The 19,084-nt window shown below is 69.5% G+C and carries 19 protein-coding genes and 2 tRNA genes; 6 read left to right on the forward strand and 15 right to left on the reverse strand.

Annotation, left to right across the window (positions count from 1 at the left end; genetic code table 11):
* Positions 1 to 126: 126 nt before the first annotated feature.
* On the reverse strand, positions 127 to 1,407 hold the full coding sequence (gene clpX, locus ITJ69_RS06795) for an ATP-dependent Clp protease ATP-binding subunit ClpX (RefSeq protein ID WP_111084519.1): 1,281 nt from the start codon (positions 1,405 to 1,407) through the stop codon (positions 127 to 129).
* A 233-nt stretch (positions 1,408 to 1,640) separates the two neighbouring features.
* Between clpX and ITJ69_RS06800 the strand changes: the two genes are divergently transcribed.
* Positions 1,641 to 2,369, forward strand: coding sequence for a YcnI family protein (locus ITJ69_RS06800; RefSeq protein ID WP_194672377.1), 729 nt, complete (start codon positions 1,641 to 1,643; stop codon positions 2,367 to 2,369).
* A gap of 50 nt (positions 2,370 to 2,419) precedes the next feature.
* A complete protein-coding gene (locus tag ITJ69_RS06805; protein ID WP_194672378.1) occupies positions 2,420 to 3,025 on the forward strand; it encodes a copper resistance CopC family protein in 606 nt (201 codons plus the stop codon).
* 62 nt (positions 3,026 to 3,087) lie between these two features.
* Here ITJ69_RS06805 and ITJ69_RS06810 read toward each other — a convergent pair whose 3' ends face one another.
* The 5 genes from ITJ69_RS06810 to ITJ69_RS06830 all read right to left on the reverse strand — a co-directional run bounded on the left by ITJ69_RS06810 (position 3,088) and on the right by ITJ69_RS06830 (position 6,378).
* A complete protein-coding gene (locus tag ITJ69_RS06810) occupies positions 3,088 to 3,747 on the reverse strand; it encodes an ATP-dependent Clp protease proteolytic subunit (protein WP_111084516.1) in 660 nt (219 codons plus the stop codon).
* 26 nt (positions 3,748 to 3,773) lie between these two features.
* Positions 3,774 to 4,403: an ATP-dependent Clp protease proteolytic subunit gene (locus ITJ69_RS06815; protein WP_111084515.1), complete on the reverse strand. Its 630-nt coding sequence runs from the start codon at positions 4,401 to 4,403 to the stop codon at positions 3,774 to 3,776.
* 169 nt (positions 4,404 to 4,572) lie between these two features.
* Positions 4,573 to 5,880, reverse strand: a complete 1,308-nt coding sequence (gene tig, locus ITJ69_RS06820; RefSeq protein ID WP_194672379.1) for a trigger factor — start codon at positions 5,878 to 5,880, stop codon at positions 4,573 to 4,575.
* A gap of 52 nt (positions 5,881 to 5,932) precedes the next feature.
* Positions 5,933 to 6,009 (reverse strand) — tRNA-Pro (locus ITJ69_RS06825).
* A gap of 93 nt (positions 6,010 to 6,102) precedes the next feature.
* Complete coding sequence (locus ITJ69_RS06830; RefSeq protein WP_123293976.1) at positions 6,103 to 6,378, reverse strand: hypothetical protein; 276 nt, start codon at positions 6,376 to 6,378, stop codon at positions 6,103 to 6,105.
* 67 nt (positions 6,379 to 6,445) lie between these two features.
* Between ITJ69_RS06830 and ITJ69_RS06835 the strand changes: the two genes are divergently transcribed.
* A tRNA-Gly gene (locus ITJ69_RS06835) sits at positions 6,446 to 6,516 on the forward strand.
* A gap of 101 nt (positions 6,517 to 6,617) precedes the next feature.
* On the opposite strand, the gene ITJ69_RS06840 is transcribed toward ITJ69_RS06835, so the two are convergent.
* The 7 genes from ITJ69_RS06840 to ITJ69_RS06870 form a co-directional block, all read right to left on the reverse strand.
* Entirely contained in the window at positions 6,618 to 6,908 is a 291-nt protein-coding gene (locus tag ITJ69_RS06840; RefSeq protein ID WP_131921663.1) for a DUF1905 domain-containing protein, read from the reverse strand.
* 225 nt (positions 6,909 to 7,133) lie between these two features.
* Positions 7,134 to 8,054, reverse strand: coding sequence for an endo-beta-N-acetylglucosaminidase H (locus ITJ69_RS06845; RefSeq protein WP_123673346.1), 921 nt, complete (start codon positions 8,052 to 8,054; stop codon positions 7,134 to 7,136).
* Positions 8,055 to 8,103: 49 nt separating this feature from the next.
* Positions 8,104 to 11,103: an alpha-mannosidase gene (locus ITJ69_RS06850; protein ID WP_194672380.1), complete on the reverse strand. Its 3,000-nt coding sequence runs from the start codon at positions 11,101 to 11,103 to the stop codon at positions 8,104 to 8,106.
* Between the two features lie 32 nt (positions 11,104 to 11,135).
* Positions 11,136 to 12,530 (reverse strand): glycoside hydrolase 5 family protein, encoded by a 1,395-nt coding sequence (locus ITJ69_RS06855; protein ID WP_194672381.1) that lies wholly within the window; start codon positions 12,528 to 12,530, stop codon positions 11,136 to 11,138.
* The gene (locus ITJ69_RS06860) at positions 12,530 to 13,504 is read right to left on the reverse strand and encodes a carbohydrate ABC transporter permease (protein WP_207896044.1); all 975 of its coding nucleotides are present in this window, start codon (positions 13,502 to 13,504) and stop codon (positions 12,530 to 12,532) included. Before ITJ69_RS06860 ends, ITJ69_RS06855 begins: the two co-directional genes overlap by 1 nt.
* The gene (locus ITJ69_RS06865; protein ID WP_111084508.1) at positions 13,501 to 14,379 is read right to left on the reverse strand and encodes a carbohydrate ABC transporter permease; all 879 of its coding nucleotides are present in this window, start codon (positions 14,377 to 14,379) and stop codon (positions 13,501 to 13,503) included. The genes ITJ69_RS06860 and ITJ69_RS06865 overlap by 4 nt, the downstream gene beginning before the upstream one ends.
* Positions 14,379 to 15,671 carry an ABC transporter substrate-binding protein gene (locus ITJ69_RS06870; protein ID WP_123293981.1) on the reverse strand — a complete coding sequence of 431 codons (1,293 nt, stop codon included), beginning with the start codon at positions 15,669 to 15,671 and terminating at the stop codon, positions 14,379 to 14,381. The genes ITJ69_RS06865 and ITJ69_RS06870 overlap by 1 nt, the downstream gene beginning before the upstream one ends.
* Before the next feature lie 115 nt (positions 15,672 to 15,786).
* On the opposite strand from ITJ69_RS06870, the gene ITJ69_RS06875 reads away from it, so the two are divergent.
* The 3 genes from ITJ69_RS06875 to ITJ69_RS06885 all read left to right on the forward strand — a co-directional run bounded on the left by ITJ69_RS06875 (position 15,787) and on the right by ITJ69_RS06885 (position 17,497).
* Positions 15,787 to 16,818 carry a LacI family DNA-binding transcriptional regulator gene (locus ITJ69_RS06875; RefSeq protein WP_123938866.1) on the forward strand — a complete coding sequence of 344 codons (1,032 nt, stop codon included), beginning with the start codon at positions 15,787 to 15,789 and terminating at the stop codon, positions 16,816 to 16,818.
* A 91-nt stretch (positions 16,819 to 16,909) separates the two neighbouring features.
* Complete coding sequence (locus ITJ69_RS06880) at positions 16,910 to 17,242, forward strand: hypothetical protein (RefSeq protein WP_194672382.1); 333 nt, start codon at positions 16,910 to 16,912, stop codon at positions 17,240 to 17,242.
* 102 nt (positions 17,243 to 17,344) lie between these two features.
* Positions 17,345 to 17,497 (forward strand): hypothetical protein, encoded by a 153-nt coding sequence (locus tag ITJ69_RS06885; RefSeq protein WP_159572741.1) that lies wholly within the window; start codon positions 17,345 to 17,347, stop codon positions 17,495 to 17,497.
* Between the two features lie 8 nt (positions 17,498 to 17,505).
* Here the strand turns inward: ITJ69_RS06885 and ITJ69_RS06890 are convergent, their stop codons facing one another.
* Together ITJ69_RS06890 and ITJ69_RS06895 are read right to left on the reverse strand one after the other, a co-directional pair.
* Positions 17,506 to 18,369, reverse strand: a complete 864-nt coding sequence (locus tag ITJ69_RS06890) for an EamA family transporter (protein WP_194672383.1) — start codon at positions 18,367 to 18,369, stop codon at positions 17,506 to 17,508.
* 13 nt (positions 18,370 to 18,382) lie between these two features.
* A complete protein-coding gene (locus ITJ69_RS06895; RefSeq protein ID WP_111084503.1) occupies positions 18,383 to 19,045 on the reverse strand; it encodes a response regulator transcription factor in 663 nt (220 codons plus the stop codon).
* Between the last annotated feature and the right edge of the window lie 39 nt (positions 19,046 to 19,084).

A 19,084-nucleotide genomic window follows, 5' to 3' on the forward strand; every position in this document is an offset into this window, starting at 1 on the left:
CCGATCTCACTTTCCATCGCAGCCGTCATGGGAAGAACCAGGCGTCGACCCGCGGGCCGTGCCGACCGCCCCACCACGACGAAGCCCCGCACCGATCCGGTGCGGGGCTTCGGAGCGAGCGGAGCGCTACGCCGACTTCTCGACGCGCTTCGCCCGCGGCCGGGGCACGATGGTCGGCGCTGCGTTCTCGAGCACGGACTCGCGGGTGATCACCACGCGGGCGACGTCGTCGTCGGACGGGACGTCGAACATCACCGGGCCGAGCACCTCTTCGAGGATGGCGCGCAGGCCACGGGCACCGGTCTGGCGCAGCACGGCCAGGTCGGCGATCGCCTCGAGCGCGCCCTGGTCGAACTCGAGCTCGACGCCGTCGATCTGGAACATCCGCTGGTACTGCTTGATCAGCGCGTTCTTCGGCTCGGTCAGGATCTGCATGAGGGCGGCCTGGTCGAGCTGCGACACCGTGGTGACGACGGGCAGACGACCGATGAACTCGGGGATCAGGCCGAACTTGTGCAGGTCTTCCGGCAGGACCTCGGAGTAGAGGTCCTGGTGGTCGGTCGCGCTGTGCAGCGGCGCCCCGAAGCCGATCCCCCGCTTGCCGACGCGCGAGGACACGATGTCCTCGAGCCCGGCGAACGCACCGGCGACGATGAACAGGACGTTCGTCGTGTCGATCTGGATGAACTCCTGGTGCGGGTGCTTGCGACCACCCTGCGGCGGGACCGACGCGACGGTGCCCTCGAGGATCTTGAGCAGTGCCTGCTGCACGCCTTCGCCGGAGACGTCGCGCGTGATCGACGGGTTCTCGGCCTTGCGGGCGATCTTGTCGACCTCGTCGATGTAGATGATGCCGGTCTCGGCGCGCTTGACGTCGTAGTCGGCGGCCTGGATCAGCTTGAGCAGGATGTTCTCGACGTCTTCACCGACGTAGCCGGCCTCGGTCAGGGCGGTGGCGTCGGCGACGGCGAACGGCACGTTGAGGCGCTTCGCCAGGGTCTGCGCCAGGTAGGTCTTGCCGCAGCCGGTCGGGCCGATGAGCAGGATGTTCGACTTCGCGATCTCGATGTCGTCGCGGTCTTCGGCAGCGGTGATCTGCCCCTGCGCACGGATGCGCTTGTAGTGGTTGTAGACGGCCACGGCGAGGGCGCGCTTCGCCGGGTCCTGCCCGATGACGTACTCCTGCAGGAAGTCGAAGATCTCGCGCGGCTTCGGCAGTTCGAAGTCACCGCTCGAGGTGTCCTCGCCGGCTTCTGCCAGACGCTCCTCGATGATCTCGTTGCACAGCTCGACGCACTCGTCACAGATGTAGACACCCGGACCGGCGATCAACTGCTGGACCTGCTTCTGGCTCTTGCCGCAGAAGGAGCACTTGAGGAGGTCCCCGCTCTCTCCGATGCGTGCCATTGCCGTGCCTCCCTGGTTGGACGTGCCGGCCCGCGCACTCGCACCGGCCGCTGGTGCACCGCTGCTGGTGGGCACCTCGTCGTGGACACGAGCCTAACCGCAACCGGTGACACCGACCGTGCGGCGCCGCGGGATTTCGCGCGCGCGTTCGCCCAGGGCGTTCGGGCCTGCTACCGTGATCCAGTCTTCTCTACAAGTTGTAGAAACACCGTCCCGACCATCGAAGGATCCCCATGCAGAAGCGTCTCGCCGCCGGCGGCGCCGTCACCCTCGGCGCCGTGGCCGTCATCGTCCTCGGCACCGCCGGCGCAGCCAGCGCGCACGTGTCCGCGACGGCCACCTCGACCGCCGCGAACTCGTACACCACGGCGACCTTCTCGGTCCCGCACGGCTGCGACGGCTCCCCCACCACGAAGATCGAGTTCCAGGTGCCGGAGTCCGTCATCGAGGTCACCCCCACCGTGAACCCGAACTGGAAGATCACGAAGGCGACCGAGCCCTACACGAGCCCCTCCGCCGCGGCCGTCGGTGAGCACGCCGAGGACGCCGCCGAGCGCGTCACGAGCATCACCTACACCGCGAAGACCCCGCTCCCCGCCGACGAGCGCGACACCTTCGCCCTCTCCTTCTCGCTGCCGGACGGCAAGGCCGGTGACCTCGTCGAGTTCCCCGCGATCCAGACCTGCGAGAAGGGCTCGGTCGAGTGGAGCCAGGAGCAGCAGGCCGGCGAGGCCGAGCCCGAGCACCCGGCCCCCTCGATCACGCTGACCGCGGCCGAGGCCACGGACGACGACGGTGACCCGGTCGCCACCACCCCGACCGCCGAGGCCGCAGCCGGCTCGACGACCCCCGCGGACCCCGACCTGGTCGGCCGCTTCCTCGGCCTGGGCGGTCTGGTGCTCGGCGCCGTCGCCCTGGTCGTCGCCGTCGCCGGCACGCGTCGTCGGAGCTCCGCCAAGTGACGCAGCGCGGCTCGCGTCGGACTCGGCTGCGGTCCTCTGCCTGGAGGCTCGTGGCCGGGTCCGCCGCGGTCGTCGCGATCGCGGGCGGTGCGGTCCTCGGGCTCGCGGGTCCCGCCAGCGCGCACAACTACCTGATCGCGTCCACCCCGGAGGTCGGCGGCACGCTCACGAGCCTGCCGAAGGCGTTCGAGATCACCACGAACGACAAGCTGCTCGACATCGGCGACTCCGGGTCGGGCTTCGCCTTCCGGGTCGTGGGCCCGGACGGGAAGTACTACGAGGACGGCTGCGTCGACATCGACGGCCCCTCGATGACCACGCCCGCCGCACTCGGCGACTCGGGGAAGTACACCGTCGAGTGGCAGATCGTCTCCGCCGACGGCCACACCGTCTCCGACGAGTACGCCTTCACGTGGAAGGCCCCGTCCGGCTCCTCCGCGGCCTCGGGATCGACCACGCCGCCGACCTGCGCCACCGCGGGAGACGACTCCACCGAGGCCGCCACCACCGGCACCGCCTCGGGTGACACCGACTCGGCCACGACCGACGCGCTCTGGATCGGCGCCGGAGGCGTCGTCCTCGTCGCCTCGGTCGTCGCGGTCCTGCTGCTCCTGCGGCGCCGCCCCGCGCCCGAGACGGACGACACCGAAGACTGACACCGCCGCACGACGAAGGCCCCACACCGATCGGTGCGGGGCCTTCGTCGTTCCTGCTGGTGCTACTTGACGAGCGCCGGCAGGTTCTTGCGGCTGGTGAGGACCTGGTCGATCAGGCCGTACTCCACGGCTTCCTGCGCGGACATGATCTTGTCGCGCTCGATGTCGTGGTTGATCTCCTCCGGCGTCTTGTTGGAGTGCTTCGACAGCGTCTCCTCGAGCCAGGTGCGCATGCGGAGGATCTCCGCCGCCTGGATCTCGATGTCCGACGCCTGGCCGCCACCCTGCTGGACAGCGGGCTGGTGGATGAGCACGCGGGCGTTCGGCAGGGCCAGACGCTTGCCCGGCGTGCCACCGGCGAGGAGCACCGACGCAGCCGAGGCGGCCTGACCGAGGCAGACCGTCTGGATCTGCGGACGGATGTACTGCATCGTGTCGTAGATCGCCGTCATCGCGGTGAACGAGCCACCGGGCGAGTTGATGTACATGACGATGTCGCGGTCGGGGTCCATCGACTCGAGCACGAGCAGCTGGGCCATGACGTCGTCAGCCGACGCGTCGTCGACCTGGACACCGAGGAACACGATGCGGTCCTCGAAGAGCTTCGCGTACGGGTCCTGGCGCTTGTAGCCGTAGGCCGTGCGCTCCTCGAAGCTCGGCAGGATGTACCGATCGGAGGGAGCCGGGACGTTCTGCGCGCCACCGAGCATTGGGAGATGCATTCTCGTTTCCTTTTCTTCGGTGGGGGTCAGGACTGGGCGTCGGGGTCGGCAGCCGCGGTCGGCGTCGCGCCGTCACCGACGGTGCCACCACCGCCGACGACCTCGGCCGACGAGGCACGCAGGTGGTCGACGAAGCCGTACTCGAGGGCTTCCTGCGCGCTGAACCAGTTGTCGCGGTCGTTGTCCTTGAGGACCTGCTCGATCGACTTGCCGGTCTGCTCGGCCGTGAGCTCCGCCATGCGCTGCTTCATGTCGAGGATGACCTTGGCCTGCGTCTGGATGTCGGCAGCGGTACCGCCGAACCCGCCGGACGGCTGGTGCAGCAGGACGCGGGCGTTCGGCGTGATGTAGCGCTTGCCCGGCGTGCCGGAGGACAGCAGGAACTGTCCCATCGACGCGGCCAGGCCGATGCCCACGGTGACGATGTCGTTCGGGACGAACTGCATCGTGTCGTAGATCGCCATGCCGGCGGTGATCGAGCCACCGGGCGAGTTGATGTAGAGGTAGATGTCCTTCTCAGGGTCCTCGGCGGCGAGCAGCAGCAGCTTGGCTGCGATCTCGTTCGAGTTGTCGTCGCGGACCTCGGAGCCGAGCCACACGATCCGGTCTCTCAGAAGGCGGTCAAAAACACTGGGGTTCAGTGTTGCTTCGGCCATGGAAAAGCTCCCGTTCAGTTGTCGCTTGTTGTCGAACTTATCGGTTGCAACGCACCACTTCGCGTGTGTTCGCCGACAGCAATGCGGTGGTGCGGAAAACACGAGACGGGAGGCACGGTGCCAGCTGGCACCGTGCCTCCCGTCTGTATCGCTGGTGGCGTCGAGTTCGTTACTCGGCGTCCTCAGCAGGGGCCTGCGCGACGCCCGCCGTGAAGGCGGACAGGTCGACTGCGTCGCCGTTGGTGTCCTTGACGGTCACCTTCGACAGGACGGTCGCGACTGCCTTCGAGCGGGCGACCTCGCCGACCATGCCCGGGATCTGGCCGTTCTGGTCGATGACCTTGATGAACTCGGCCGGCTCCATGCCGTACTGCGCAGCAGCCTGGATGAGGTACTGGGTCAGTTCCTCCTGGGAGACCTGGATCTCCTCCTTCTCGGCGATGGAGTCGAGGAGGATCTGCGAGCGGAAGGCCTTCTCGCTGGACTCGGAGACCTCCTTGCGGTGCTCGTCGTCCTCGAGGCGGTTCTCCTGCTCGAGGTGACGGTGCACCTCGTCCTCGATGAGCTGCTCCGAGATCGGGATGTTGACGTCCTCGATGAGCTTCTCGACGAGCTTGTCGCGAGCCGCGGCGCCCTGAGCGAAGGTCTTGGACTTCGCGATCTGCTCCTTGAGGTCCGCCTTGAGCTCGTCGATCGTGTCGAACTGGCTGGCGATCTGGGCGAACTCGTCGTCGGCCTCGGGGAGCTCGCGCTCCTTGACGGCGGTGACGGTGACGGCGATCTGGGCGGTCTCGCCCTCGCGGTCGCCACCGACGAGCTTCGACTCGAAGTTCGTCGACTCGCCGGCGGTCAGGGACTCGAGCGCCTCGTCGATGCCCTCGAGCAGGTCGCCGGAGCCGATCTCGTAGGAGACGCCGGTGGCCGAGTCGACCTCGTCGTCGCCGATGCTGGCGGTCAGGTCGATCTGCGCGAAGTCGCCGGTCTTCGCCGGACGGTCGACGGTCACGAGCGTGCCGAAGCGGGTGCGCAGGTTCTGCAGCTCCTCTTCGATCTCGTCGTCCGACACCTCGACGGCGTCGACGGTGAGCTCGTACGCGGAGTAGTCCGGCAGGTCGAACTCGGGGCGGACGTCGACCTCGAAGGTGAGGACGAGGTCGCCCGCGAAGTCGGCGAGGTTCGGCAGCTCGGCGACGTCGGCCTCGGCACGGCCGAGGATGCGCAGCTCCTGCTCTTCGACCGCCTGGCGGTAGAAGTTGTCGATGGCGTCACCGACGGCGTGGTTCAGGACCTCGCCACGGCCGACGCGCTGGTCGACGATCGCCGGCGGGACCTTGCCCTTGCGGAAGCCGGGGATGTTGATCTGCTCGGCGATGTGCTTGTACGCGTGGTCGATGCTCGGCTTGAGATCTTCCGGCGTCACGTTCACGGTGAGCTTGACGCGGGTGTCGCTCACCTTGTCGACGGTGCTGGTGGCCACGGGATGTTCTCCTGTTGGTTGACGTTCGTGTGGTCGATGGTTCTCGAGGACCTGGTCGGGGCGACAGGAGTTGAACCTGCGACCTCCCGCTCCCAAAGCGGGCGCTCTACCAAGCTGAGCTACGCCCCGTTTGACTGGGCCAGGGTGTCCGCGCGCGCCGAAGGGCGCATGCGACGCCGATGAGTCTAGCGGTCCCCCGGTGCGCGGTTCCCGGGAGGGACGTCACTCGTCCGCTGCGGCGCGTCGCAGGCCGTTGCGCCACCGCACGCCGACCACCACCTGGACCCCGAGCGCCGCGACAGCGAGCACGATGCCGACGACGATCCGCCACACGTGCAGCAGGGCGTGCGCGGGCTGCGACTGCGGATCGCCGAACAGCTCCGGGCGCATCGAGAACACGATCGCGGCGAGGACCACCAGCGCGTAGGAGACCACGCGCGACCAGCGGATCGTGCGCTCGGCGCCGGCGTCCGGCTTGGGGATGACGCGCCCTGGCATGTCGTGCTCGTTCGTCCAGTACTCGTTCGTCCGCTACGATGGTCGGGCTGCGACACGTGCGCAGCGCGGGGATGTAGCTCAATGGTAGAGCCCCAGTCTTCCAAACTGGCCACGCGGGTTCGATTCCCGTCATCCCCTCTCTTGCTTCAGCTGGTGCGCGGTTACACGCTCGGTGCGAGGTTGTTCCGGCGCACCGAGCGATCAACCTCGCACGGAGCGAACACGCGCACCGTGCGTGGTCAGGGGCCGCCGAGCTCGAGCGTGATCTGCGGGGCGTCCCCGAGGTCCACGTGCGCACGCTTGCGCTCGGCCGCCCGGAGCGGCACGAGGTACCCGCCGTCCTTCGGGAACAACGAGGTCGTCCAGGTCACCGGGCCGATCGTCACCCGGGCGGGGATCACACCCCACCCGTAGGTGAGCATCGGCGCGAGGTCGGCGATGACCTCGGCGGCGTCCGGCGGCACGACGGCGAAGAAGAACGGTGACGGGCCGCGCCACTCGATCACCTCACCGCGGAACTCGAGCTCCATGTCGCGATCGTACGGCCGCGTCGTCGAGCGCGCCGGACCGGGTTCCGATCTCGGTCCGTGACGGTTCCGGTTCACGATCACCGGGATCTGCGAACCGGAACCGTCAAGCGCGAGGAGGAACTGGTGCCTCCTCGGAGCCAGCGGGACGTGGACGACGGACGCGCCCCGTGTTTCCAGGCCGGAACCGGGGAGCACGGGGCGCGAGCCGCCGTCAGGACGGAAGGGTCAGCGGTACGACGCGGCCTGCCCGTAGAGCTGCTGCGTCATGGCGGAGACGTAGGCGGACTTGTCACCTCCCGGCAGGTTGTACGTCATGAAGACGCCGTACCCGTCCGCCTTCGTGCGCTGCGCGAGCGACACCGCCGTCGACTGCGAGGTGTTCTGGATGTCCACCGCCGCAGCGGACAACCGGTCCTTGCCGAGCCCCGGGATCGACGGCGCCGAGTACGTGCCGTAGTAGGGGTTCCAGGCGTAGTCGAGCTTCGAGCCGACGGTGCTGCTCGACGACGACAGTGAGGACGAGGCCGGGCCGATGTCGTAGAACGAGATGAGCTTGCCGGGCATCTGGGCACGCAGCGCGGTGATGAGCCAGCCGATCGACTGCTGGTTCGGCTGCGGGGTGCCGTTCGCGCCGTAATCGGAGTACTCGTCGTCGAGGTCGACGCCGTCGAGTCCGTACTTCGACACGGTGGCGGCGATCTGGGACGCGAAGTCCGACGCCGCGGCCTGGGTCGGGAAGTTGGCGATGCCCGCACCCTGGTGGTTGCCGAGGACCGACAGCGACACCTTGATGCCCTTCGCCTGCAGCGGCTTGATCTGCGTGGCGGCGTTGTCGAGGGTCGCCTGCACCTTGTCGTTGTTGACCAGAACCGCCTTGGAGCCGTTCCAGTTGATGTTCGCCGCGAAGATGATCGCGACGTCGAAGGCGTTCGCACCGCCGGACAGCGTGTAGCGGCCGACGTTCGCGAGCTGGTCGTTGTTGACCTCGACGTAGGCGATGCTCGTCGGCCCCGACTTCGTCGCGGCGGCAGTGCCGGCGGCGGCTGCAGCAGCGGTCGGTGCTGCGGTCGCGGCTGACGGCACCAGTGGCGCCGCCACCATCGCGGCGATTGCCGCCACGATCCCGAACTTCATGGACTTCTTCATGACACTCCTCTTCGAGTGATGAACCGGCCGGCGGTCGCCGACCGGGGTCTCAGACGCGCGGGAACCGGAAGGTCCGCACCTCGTACGCGTCGACGGCGAACGACGACGCATCCGTGTCGGTCAACGGCTCTTCGAGCAGGGTGACCTCGGCAGCCGGTCCGAACGGCCCGTCGACCTCGATCCCGCCGGTCCCCCGCCGCCCCACCGGCTCGTACACCCGCACGACCAGGTCGCCGGAGCGGTCGTCGGCGAGCTTGACGCTCGACAGCACGACCCCGCCGGACACCCGCACGAGCGGCGCGAACCCGTGCGCCCCGATGAGGGTCCGCGCGCCGGCGTTCATCCGGACGCCCGCCGCAGTGGCCCCGAGCTGGTCGGTCCCGATGACGATCCCGTACCGGTGTGTCTGCACGCCCTGGTCGGTCTCAGGGTCGGGGAACCGCGGTGCGCGCAGCAGGGACAGCCGCACGGTGGTGGTGACGTGCCCGTCGACGGCGTCGCGGGTGGTGTCGAACCCGTGGATCGAGTCGTTCACGAGCGCGACGCCGAAGCCCGGCTCGGACACCAGCACGTAGCGGTGCATCGACGTCTCGAACTTCGCGGCCTCCCACGAGGTGTTCGTGTGGGTCACCCGCTTCTGAGCCCCGAACTGCGTCTCGGCGACGGTGTGCTCGGCGCGGACGTCGAGTGGGAACGCGACCTTGAGGAACTTCTCGGTCTCGTGCCAGTCGGTCGTCTGGTCGAACTCGAGGGTGCGGGAGTCCGGTGCGAGGACGATCTGCTGCCGCACGGTCGAGTCGCCGAACGCCCGGGACACGACGACCCGTGCGACCCCGGCGTCGTCCACCGACGCTGTCAACCCGGTGACCGCCACGAGGTCCTCGACCCGGTTCCGGTAGTACCGGTCGACGTCCCACGCGTCCCACATGTTCGGGAAGTCCTGGTGCAGCTGCAGCAGGTTCGCGGTCTGCCCGGCGGCGATCGCCTCGCGCCCGCTGGCCAGGTCGACGGCGCTCGTGACGAGTCCCTGGTCGGTGACCGTGACACGCACCAGCTCGTTCGCCAGCACGTACCCGCCGTCCTGCTCCGTCAGCGTGACAGCGGTCGATTCCGCCACGTCGGTCGCCAGGACGGCGCCCTGCGCGGGTGCGCCGGCCTGGAGGAACGGGGCCGGGTTGACGACGACGGCCGCATCTCCGGCACCGGCGAGCGCCGAGAGCGCCTGGCCGATGATCGCGGTCAGCGCCGCGGCCGTCTCGGCGTACTTCGCCTCGGCTTCGCGGTGCACCCAGGCGATCGAGGTGCCCGGCAGGATGTCGTGGAACTGCTGGAGCAGCACCTGCTGCCACAGGGCGTCGAGCTCGTCGTACGGGTAGGCGAAGTCGCTGCGTGCGGCGGCGGTCGTGGCCCAGAGCTCGGCCTCGATGAGGAGCTGTTCGCACCGGCGGTTGCCCTGCTTGGTGCCGTGCTGGCTGGTCAGGGTGGCGCGGTGCAGCTCGAGGTACAGCTCCCCCACCCACACCGGCGGGTCCGGCAGTTCGGCCTTCGCGCGGTCGAAGAACGTGTCCGGGTGCTCCCACCGGACCTTCGCGCTGCCCTCGAGGTCGGCGAGGCGTGAAGCCGTGCCGGTCATCTCGCGGGTCGTGCCGCCGCCGCCATCGCCCCAGCCGACCGGTGCGATCGAGCCCGTGGCGAGCCGGTTCTCACGGAACTGGCGGGAGGCCTTCGCGACCTCGCTGCCGGACAGGCGCGAGTTGTAGGTGTCCATCGACGGGAAGTGCGAGAACACCCGTGAGCCGTCGATGCCCTCCCACAGGAACGTGTGGTGCGGGAACTTGTTGACCTGGTTCCACGAGATCTTCTGCGTGAAGAACCACTCGAAGCCCGCACGGCGCATGAGCTGCGGCAGCGCCGGCGAGTACCCGAAGCTGTCCGGCAGCCAGACGCCCTTGGGCCGGATGCCGAACTCGCGCTCGAAGAACCGCTGCCCCTGCGAGAACTGGCGGACGATGCTCTCGCCGGTCGGCATCACGGTGTCGGACTCGACCCACATGCCGCCGATCGGCAGGAACCGGCCGGCCTCGACGGCGGCCTGCACCCGGGCGTAGACCTCGGGCCGGTGCTCCTTGATCCAGGCGTACTGCTGCGCGCTCGACATGCCGTACAGGAAGTCGTCGGTCTGGTCGATGAGCTCGGTCATCGTCGAGGTGGTGCGGGCGACCTTGCGGATCGTCTCGCGGACCGGCCAAAGCCACGCGGAGTCGATGTGGGCGTGGCCGATCGCCGAGATCGTGTGCGCGGAAGATTCGGCGGGGGCGGCGAGTACGTCGGCGAGCGCCGCACGCGCGTCACCCGCGGTCGCAGCGATGTGCTGCAGGTCGAGTCGGTCCAGCGCGTCGTCGAGGGCCTGCAGGATCCGCATCCGTCGTGGCCCCTCGGGCAGCTCGGCCTGCAGTTCGAGCAGGACGTCGATGTCGAGCGCGAGTTCGTGCACCTCGGACTCGAACACGGCGAGGTCCATCCGGCGCGAGGTGTAGAGCCGCTTCGACGACGAGGTCTGGATGTCGCCCTCGTGCGTGACGAGGAAGGGGTGGTAGTCGAGCAGGACGGGGTTCGACGCCGCCTCGACGTAGAGCTCGATCGTCTCCCCACCCTCGGCCCGTTCCGTCAGCAGCACCCACTGGTTGCGCGGGTTGATCGACTTCACCGGCGTGCCGTCGGCCAGGTACACGAGCCCCTCGCACTGGAACCCCGGCATGTTCTTGTCGAAGCCGAGGTCGATCACGGCCTCGACCCGGCGACCGGCCCACTCGGCCGGCACGGTCCCGGTCAGCCGGAACCAGGTCGTCCCCCAGGCCGCACCCCAGGGCATGCCGACCTCGTACGGCGTGAACTCGAGCGCGAGTCCCTGCGCCGGCGGGATCGGCTCCCCCGGCAGCTCGTGCCAGGCGGTCTCCAACGGCACGGCGGTGGCGTGCACCGCCGGCGTGATGCGCTCGTCGAGGACCCGGCGGGCCCGTCCGGTGGTGAGGGGGATGTCGTCGTGCATGGAGCCTTCCAGGGTCGGGGCGTGGGCGCGGGTCAGCGCGTGGTCGCGGGGTGCGCGACGCGGATGGAGGTGGAGTCGAGCTCGGCGGGCACGTCGACGCAGCGGTCGATGCCACGGGCGGCGAGCATCCCGGTGTCGCCGAGCCGGGAACGCAGGACGACCTGCGGGCCGCGACCGTCCGGTTCGGCCGACGCGACCGCGAGCCAGGCGGCGGCGAACCGCCCGCCGGGGGCGCAGTCGGCACGCATCCCGTGTCGGTCCGAGCCGTCGGGCAGCACGTCGTCGAGCACGAGCGCCGTGGCCGGCGGCGCAGCAGCGGTGTCGGTGGCGCCGGACCGTGCGACGGCCGCGAAGGCCTCTCCCGCGGGCTTGATCCGGCCGTCGTTGGTGAAGAGCCCGAGGTCGTACTCGAGCTCCGGGAAGTCGGCGAGCGACCTGGCGACGTCGTGCGAGCACCACCACGTGACGCCGAGCACCTCCTGCGCCCCGAGCACGTGCCGGATGGTCTGCTCGGTGAACGAGGCGGCGTCCTCCGGGGCGACGACGTTGGTGGGCGCCCCGACTTCCTGCAGCCAGTTCGGCCGTGCGGGGTCGCGGTTCCACGCGGCGGCGAGCTGGAGCAGGTACTCCCCGTGCCGCACTGATCCCGGTCCGAGCGCGCCGTGCAGGGCCGCCGAGCCGTTGAACACCCACGAGTGCGTGACGGTGGCGTCACCGTGGTCCGCCGCGTGCTCCGGTCCGAACGGCTGCGCGTCGTCGTACCAGGCCGCGTCGTACTGCGCGACGGTGACCAGCGGCCGTGGACGCGACCCGCTGCCGGACGGGGCCGACGCGGACGGGTCGACCCGGGCCTCCAGGCCGGACGAACCTGCCGAACCGGACGGACCGGACGGACCGGACGCGAGCCCGGACCGTGCCGCCGCGACCATCGCTGCCGCCCACGCGTGCCCCTGCTCCGCCGTGATGTCGTGCGGGGCGGGGTGCGGCGCGTGCGCGAACTGGTTCACCTCGTTGCCGATGGTGATGCCGAGCAGGTTCGGCTTGTCCGCGACCGCTGCGGCGAGGGCCCGGACGTACGCCGCGGTCGACGCGACGACGTCCGGGTCGGTGAACATGTTCCGACGGTGCCAGCTGTCCAGCCACGAGGGCACGAAGTCGAAGCTCGACAGGTGCCCCTGCAGGGCGTCGACGTTGACGTCGAGCCCGAACGAGCCGGCGATGTCCACGACCGTCGCGACGTCCTGCAGTGCCGACGCCCGGATGAGGGTGCGGTTCGGCTGCACCACCGGCCAGAGCGGGAAGATCCGCACGTGGTCGGCGCCGAGCGAGGCGATCGCCTCGAGGTCCCTGGCGGTGTCCGACGGTGAGAAGTCGAGCCACGAGTGGAACCAGCCGACCGAGGGCGTGTAGTTGACCCCGAAGCGCATCAGCCCTTCACACCGCCCTCTTCGACGCCCTTGAAGAAGAAGCGTTGCAGGACGGCGAAGATCACGGCGATCGGGATGAACGCGATCATGGTGCCGGCGGCGATCATGCGCTGGTCGGTCGCGAACGTGCCCTGCAGGTACTGCAACCCGACGGTCAGGGTGAGGTTCTCCGGCGACTGCAGCACGATGAGCGGCCACAGGAAGTCGTCCCACGCCCCGATGAACGAGAAGATCGCGATGACGGCGATGGTCCCCTGCACGGCGGGCAGCGAGATGTACCGCAGCCGCTGCATCGCGTTCGCACCGTCCATCACGGCGGCCTGGTCGATCTCCTCGGGGATCTGCCGGAACGCGTTGAACATGAGCAGCACGTTGAGTGCGGCGATCATGCCGGGCAGGGCGACGCCGACCAGGTTGTCGGCGAGGCCGAGGTCCTTGACGGTGACGAACTGCGAGATGATCGTCGCCTCGCCGGGCAGGACGAGGGTGGCGAGGAACAGTCCGAGCACGAGCTTGCGGTGCCGCCACTGCAGCCGCGCCAGGGCGAAGCCGGCGAGGGTCGCGAAGACGATGTTGCCGAACACGTCGATCGCGGCGACGAGCAGCGAGTTGCCGATGTAGCGCCACACCGGGATCGCGGCGGCCACCTTGAGGTAGTTCTCGATGGTCGGCTCGGTCGGGATGAACGACGGGTTCGCGGTGTAGATGTCCTCGCCGGCGCCCTTGAGCGAGGTGGACAGCTGCCACAGGAACGGGCCGATCGTGATGAAGAGCACCACGATGAGCAGGACGTAGCGCACGACCTTCTCGCGGGTGGACATGACACCCCAGACCGCGCGACGGCGCTTGCGTCCGTCTCGTCCGTTCGGCCGGGAGGCCCGTCCCGCGTCCGTCGCGCCCGTCACGTCCGGCGTCGGGCTGGCTGCACCGCGCGCCCCGCCCAGGGCGGGTTCGGTGGTCGTCGTGTTCGTCACTTGTCCGCCTTGCTGTTCATCCGCGCGAGGGCGAGCATCGGGATCAGCGTCACGACGAAGAGCAGGAGGCTCAGGGCGGACGCGTAGCCGAGGTTGCCGGTGAAGCCGCGGGCGTACTGCTGGATGAGCATGACGAGCGAGTTGTCCTGCCCGCCGGGTCCACCGGTGCCGTTGGTGAGGATGTAGAGCTCGCTGAACACCCGGAGCGCGGAGACGCACACCAGGATCCCGACGAGCGTCATGGTGCCCCGGACCCCCGGCATGGTGACCGACCAGAACCGGCGCACCGACCCGGCGCCGTCGAGGGCGGCCGCTTCGTGCAGGTCCTTGCCGACGTTCCCGAGAGCCGCGAGGAAGATGATCATGTAGTAGCCGAGGCCCTTCCAGACCGTCAGGCTGATCGCGCTGAGGAGCAGCAGCCACCGGTCGGTCAGGAACGGGACGCTGCCCTGCACGACGCCGAGCGCCTGCGCCATCTCGTTGATGACGCCGCGGTCGTCGAGGATCCAGGTCCAGATGAGCCCGACGACCACGGCCGACGCGATGACCGGCGTGTAGAACGCCGTGCGGAAGAACGCGATCCCCGGCAGCTTCTGCTGGACGAGCACCGCGATGAGCAGCGGCAGCACGGTCAGCAGGGGCAGGCAGATCGCCATGTAGATGACGCTGTTGAGCAGCGCCTCCCACACCTGCGGATCGGCGAGCAGGGTCTCGAAGTTCTTGAGCCCGACCCACTGGCTCACGCCCCCCAGCGGGCTCGCGTTCGTGAACGACAGCCGGACGGTGTTGATCGACGGCCAGAGGCTGAACGCGACGAGCCAGACGAGGGCCGGCAGGACGAGCAGCCAGGGCGTGAACCAGCGGTTGGCGCGCATCAGCCGTTGGCCAGCAGGCTGTTCATCTTGGTCTGAGCCGTCTGCAGCGCCTTCTCCGGCGCGACCTGGCCCTTCATGGCGAGGGCGATCTGCTGGTCGAGGAAGTCCGTCATCGCGGAGTTCGCCTCGACCGGGTTGAGGACCTTCGCGGTCTTCAGGGCCTCGTTCGCCAGGACACGGGCCTCGCCGTTGACGGTGCCGTCGTCCTTCGAGAAGTACGGGTCGGACTGCGAAGACGTGGTCGACGGGAAGATGTTGACCTTGTGCGCGAACGCCTCTTGGTTCTCCGCGTTCGTCATGAACTTCGCGAACGCCTCGGCGGTGGCGAGGTGCTTCGACTTGGCCGACACCGACAGGCCCTGCACGTACAGCGGCGGGGTGTCGAGCGCCGGGCTGACCGTCACCTTGCCCTTGAGTGACGGGTTGTTCTTCTCGAAGTCGGCGAGCGAGGTCGCGCCGCCCGTGGTCCAGGCGACCTTCTGCTGCGTGAACAGCGTCGAGTTGCCGAGGTAGTCGCTGTTCAGCACGTTCGAGGGCATGTAGCCGTCCTGGTACGCGTCCTTGTAGCGCTCGATCAGGTCGGCGGCCTTCGACGAGTCGGCGAAGGTGAACTTCGTGCCGTCCGCGTTGAGGACCTTCACGCCGGCCAGGGTGAAGTCGCCGAGGCCGGGCTTCCGGCTCATCAGGTAGTCGGTCGGGCAGTTCTCGTGCATGGTCTTCGCCTGCGTGAACAGCTCGTCGGTGGTCTTCGGCGGGTTCTTCGCGTCGAGGCCGCACTTCGCGAACATCGTCGCGTTCCAGTAGTCGACGTCGGTGTTGAGGTACCAGGGGTAGCCGAACGTGCCGTCGACGCCCTTGTACTTGTAGGAATCGAGCGCGCCGGCGACGTACGTGCTCGCGAGCTTCGTGTCGTCCTTCGCGACGTCCTGCAGGAACCCGCGCTTCGCGAGCGGCAGGGCGATGTCCGGCGGCAGGTTGATGACGTCGGGCAGCGAGTTCGACGACGCCTGGCTGAGCACCTTGTCGGCGTAGCCGTCGCCTGGCTGGTCCTGCAGCTTGACCTTCGCGTCGGGGTGGGCCTTCTCGAAGTCGGCGATCACCCCGTTCAGGTAGCCCGTGTACGTCGGCGTGAGCGCCCACGTCTGCAGCGTGATCGACCCGCTGATCTCCCCGCTGCCGGTGTCGGCCGCGTTGCCGCCGCTCGAGCAGCCGGTCAGGACGAGTGCCGTGGCGGCAGCTCCTGCGAGCAGCGCTGCGGCGCGGCTCCTCGTCGCACGTGTGGTGGTCCTCATGGCGTCTGACTCCCTCGTCATCCTGCGTGGTCATCGTGCTGAACCGGTTCAGTTCCTGTCCCTGAACCCGCTTGTGGCAGTGACTATGGAGGACTAAAACGCTATAGTCAAGCCCGTGGCCACGAACCGTCGAACGACGATCTCCGACATCGCCGCGCGTGCCGGCGTGTCCGTCAGCGCGGTCTCGTTCGCCCTCAACGACCGCCCCGGCGTGTCCGACGAGACCCGCGAACGCGTCCGCGCGATCGCTCGCGAACTCGACTGGCAACCGCACACCGCAGCGCGCGCCCTGGGCGGCGCGAAGGCTGGCTCGATCGGCTTCGTGCTGAACCGGCCGGCCCGCACGCTCGGCACCGAGTCGTTCTTCGGCGACCTGATCTCCGGCATCCAGCTCGGGCTCGCCGGCACCCACGTCGGGATGAACCTGCTCGTGGCACGCGACGCGGCCGAGGAACTCGAGACCTACCGGGCCTGGTGGCGCGGGCACCGGGTCGACGGCGTCGTCGTCATCGACCCGCGGCGCGACGACGACCGGCTCACCCTGCTCGCCGAACTCGGCATGCCCACGGTCGTCGTCGGCTCCCACCCCTCACCCGAGGGCTCCGCACCGAGCGTGTGGATCGACGACGGCGACGCGACCGACACGGTCCTGCGGTACCTGCACGCGCTCGGGCACCGGCGCATCGCGCACGTCGCCGGGCGCCCCGAGTTCGAGCACACCGCCATGCGGATCGGCCGCGTCCGGGCCTTCGCGGCGACCGAGGGGCTCACGGACGCCGTGTCGATCCCAACCGACTACTCGGCCGAGGCCGGCGCGAGCGCGACCCGGACCCTGCTGTCCCGCAGCAGCCGACCGACGGCGATCGTGTACGACAACGACGTCCTGGCGGTCGCCGGACTCGGGGTCGCGAGCGAGATGGGCGTCGCCGTGCCGACCGACGTCTCGATCGTGTCCTTCGACGACTCGGCGATGATCCAGCTCGTCCGGCCGTCCATCACCTCGCTGACCCGCGACACCGTGGAGCTCGGACAGCGTGCGGCGACGCTCCTGCGCGCGCAGATCGACGCCACTGCACCGCTGGCGTCACGGCCCGGACCACCACTGACCTTGAGCGTGCGGGAATCGACGGCGCGCGCGCAGCCCTGACCGCTCCCCGACACGCCGAGCGGCACGTCGGCGTCCGTCCACGGCGCGCGGCGGACTTGACTCCCGTTCGAACACACGTTCGAATACCGTCGTGGGACGGCGTCGCGAGAACCGGTGGCAGCCCCCGGAACACCCGGAGGTCGAACGTCCGCGCGCCTACTCGCTGTCCGAGGACGCCCGCGGGCCCGACGTCTGCCACGCCGTCACGCCCGCGCCGGTCTGGGCGTGGATCCAGTTCCCGACCTTCCACGTCCGGGTGAAGGCCTTCGCGAAGAGCTGGACCCGCGATGCCGTCATGGTCGAGTGGGCGCAGTTCGGACAGCAGGCGGACGCCTGGGTGTGGCGGTCGGCCGTGAAGCACCGCACCCTGCGTGCCGACCAGGCGGAACGCGCGATGCGGAGTCCGCAGAACGCAGCGCGTTGACTTCTGCTCGCACTCCGAGGATGGTTTAGCGAACTCCGGTTCGGCAAGTAACTCACTGATCGAGGCATTCGTTCGAGTGCCGCTCCGGGACGAGGAGGCACCATGAAGAACACCGCGGTGCCGTCCTGGGTCGCCCACGTGCTCACCCCACCCGAGGTCATCAGCGCCTACGTCGAGGCCCGGGTCAACGATCCGGCCCTGCTGTCGGGCGAGCACACGGAACCCACGTACGCCGACTTCCTCGGCGACGAGTAGACGGTCGTTCAGCGGCGTCGGCGGCGCGCGGACAGCGTGACGCCGACGCTGGCAGCGGTGACGCACACCAGCGCCACCGTCTCCAGCACGGACAGCCCCTCGCTGAGCACCACGAGACCGGCCAACGCGGCGATCGCCGGGCCGAGACTCTGCAGCACGCCGAACACCCGCGTCGGCATCCGCCGCAACGCCAGCATCTCGAGGGCGTAGGGCAGCACGCTCGACAGCACGGCAACCGCGCCGAAGACGAGCAGCAGCACCGGTTCGCGGACCACGCCGTCGACAGCGGACGGGAGCCCGAACGGCAGCGACACGAGCATCGCGACCACCATCGACACCACCAGGCCGTCGACACCCGGGATCGCGGCGCCGACGTGCCGGTTCATCACGATGTAGCCCGCCCAGCACGCCGCCGCGAGCACGGCCCAGACCACGCCGCCGACCTCGGTCACGGCGCTCGGGCCGACCCCGAGCAGCACGACGCCGGCGAGCGCCAGGGCGGCCCAGAGCGCGTCCCGCCACCGCCGGGTGTGCACGAGGGACAGGGCGAGTGGACCGAGGAACTCGATCGTCACCGCGACCCCGATCGGGATGGTCGCGAAGGCCAGGTAGATGAAGACGTTCATCCCGCCGAGCGCCAGCCCGAGGCCGACCGCGCCGAGCCACTGCGCGCGGGTCCAGTGCCCGATGCGAGGACGGACGACCAGCGCGAGCACCACCGCGCCGATGACGAGCCGGAGCGTCGCGGCCCCGACCGCGCCGACGTCGTCGAAGTGGGTCTTCGCGATCGCGGCCCCGAGCTGGACGGACACCATCGCGGTGAGGGCGAGCAGCGGAGCCGGGATCCGGTCGGTACCGCGGGCCTGGTTCATCCGCGGGACCGGCTCATCCGAGGTAGGCGAGCACGGCGAGGACGCGGCGGTGGTCCTCGCCGGTGTCCTCGAGCGCGAGCTTGCCGAAGATGCTCGACACGTGCTTCTCGACGGCGCCGGTGCCGATGACGAGGGCGCGGGCGATGGCCGCGTTCGTGCGCCCCTCGGCCATCAGGCCGAGCACGTCGCGTTCGCGCGGGGTGAGCGCGGCGAGTGGGTCGCGCCGCCGGCTCATCAGCTGCGTGACGACCTCGGGGTCGAGCACCGTGCCGCCGGCGGCGATCCGACGAACGGCGTCGTCGATCTCCTCGAGCCGGGTGACGCGGTCCTTGAGCAGGTAGCCGATGCCCGTCGCACCGGCGGCGAGGACGTCTTCGGCGTAGGTGGCCTCGACGTACTGCGAGAGGAGCAGGACCCCGGTGCGCGGGGCGATCCGACGGGTCTCGACGGCGGCGCGGACGCCTTCGTCGGTGAAGGTCGGCGGCATCCGGACGTCCATGACGACGACGTCGGGAGCGCCGTCCGGCAGCGTCGCGAGGAACGCACGGGCGTCGGCGTACTGGCCGATGACGTCGATGCCGGCTTCGTCGAGCACGCGGGCCAGGCCCTCGCGCAGCAGGACGGCGTCGTCGACGACGACGGCCCGGATGCGTGCTGCATCCGGGCCGTCTGTCATGCCGACCAGCCTAGTGGGAGCGCGGGCGCTCCCGTGGGG

This window comes from Curtobacterium sp. VKM Ac-2887 (genome assembly GCF_015350935.1).
Classification (GTDB): domain Bacteria; phylum Actinomycetota; class Actinomycetes; order Actinomycetales; family Microbacteriaceae; genus Curtobacterium.

Bases quoted from the DNA above. Each gene is read 5' to 3' on its own strand.
- ITJ69_RS06890 (WP_194672383.1), bottom strand. From the start codon at position 18,369: ATGAACCAGGCCCGCGGTACCGACCGGATCCCGGCTCCGCTGCTCGCC.
- ITJ69_RS06845 (WP_123673346.1), bottom strand. From the start codon at position 8,054: ATGAAGAAGTCCATGAAGTTCGGGATCGTGGCGGCAATCGCCGCGATG.
- ITJ69_RS06870 (WP_123293981.1), bottom strand. From the start codon at position 15,671: ATGAGGACCACCACACGTGCGACGAGGAGCCGCGCCGCAGCGCTGCTC.
- ITJ69_RS06895 (WP_111084503.1), bottom strand. From the start codon at position 19,045: ATGACAGACGGCCCGGATGCAGCACGCATCCGGGCCGTCGTCGTCGAC.
- ITJ69_RS06840 (WP_131921663.1), bottom strand. From the start codon at position 6,908: ATGGAGCTCGAGTTCCGCGGTGAGGTGATCGAGTGGCGCGGCCCGTCA.
- ITJ69_RS06830 (WP_123293976.1), bottom strand. From the start codon at position 6,378: ATGCCAGGGCGCGTCATCCCCAAGCCGGACGCCGGCGCCGAGCGCACG.
- ITJ69_RS06865 (WP_111084508.1), bottom strand. From the start codon at position 14,379: ATGCGCGCCAACCGCTGGTTCACGCCCTGGCTGCTCGTCCTGCCGGCC.
- ITJ69_RS06800 (WP_194672377.1), top strand. From the start codon at position 1,641: ATGCAGAAGCGTCTCGCCGCCGGCGGCGCCGTCACCCTCGGCGCCGTG.
- ITJ69_RS06855 (WP_194672381.1), bottom strand. From the start codon at position 12,530: ATGCGCTTCGGGGTCAACTACACGCCCTCGGTCGGCTGGTTCCACTCG.
- ITJ69_RS06850 (WP_194672380.1), bottom strand. From the start codon at position 11,103: ATGCACGACGACATCCCCCTCACCACCGGACGGGCCCGCCGGGTCCTC.
- clpX (WP_111084519.1), bottom strand. From the start codon at position 1,407: ATGGCACGCATCGGAGAGAGCGGGGACCTCCTCAAGTGCTCCTTCTGC.
- ITJ69_RS06810 (WP_111084516.1), bottom strand. From the start codon at position 3,747: ATGCATCTCCCAATGCTCGGTGGCGCGCAGAACGTCCCGGCTCCCTCC.
- ITJ69_RS06815 (WP_111084515.1), bottom strand. From the start codon at position 4,403: ATGGCCGAAGCAACACTGAACCCCAGTGTTTTTGACCGCCTTCTGAGA.
- ITJ69_RS06885 (WP_159572741.1), top strand. From the start codon at position 17,345: ATGAAGAACACCGCGGTGCCGTCCTGGGTCGCCCACGTGCTCACCCCA.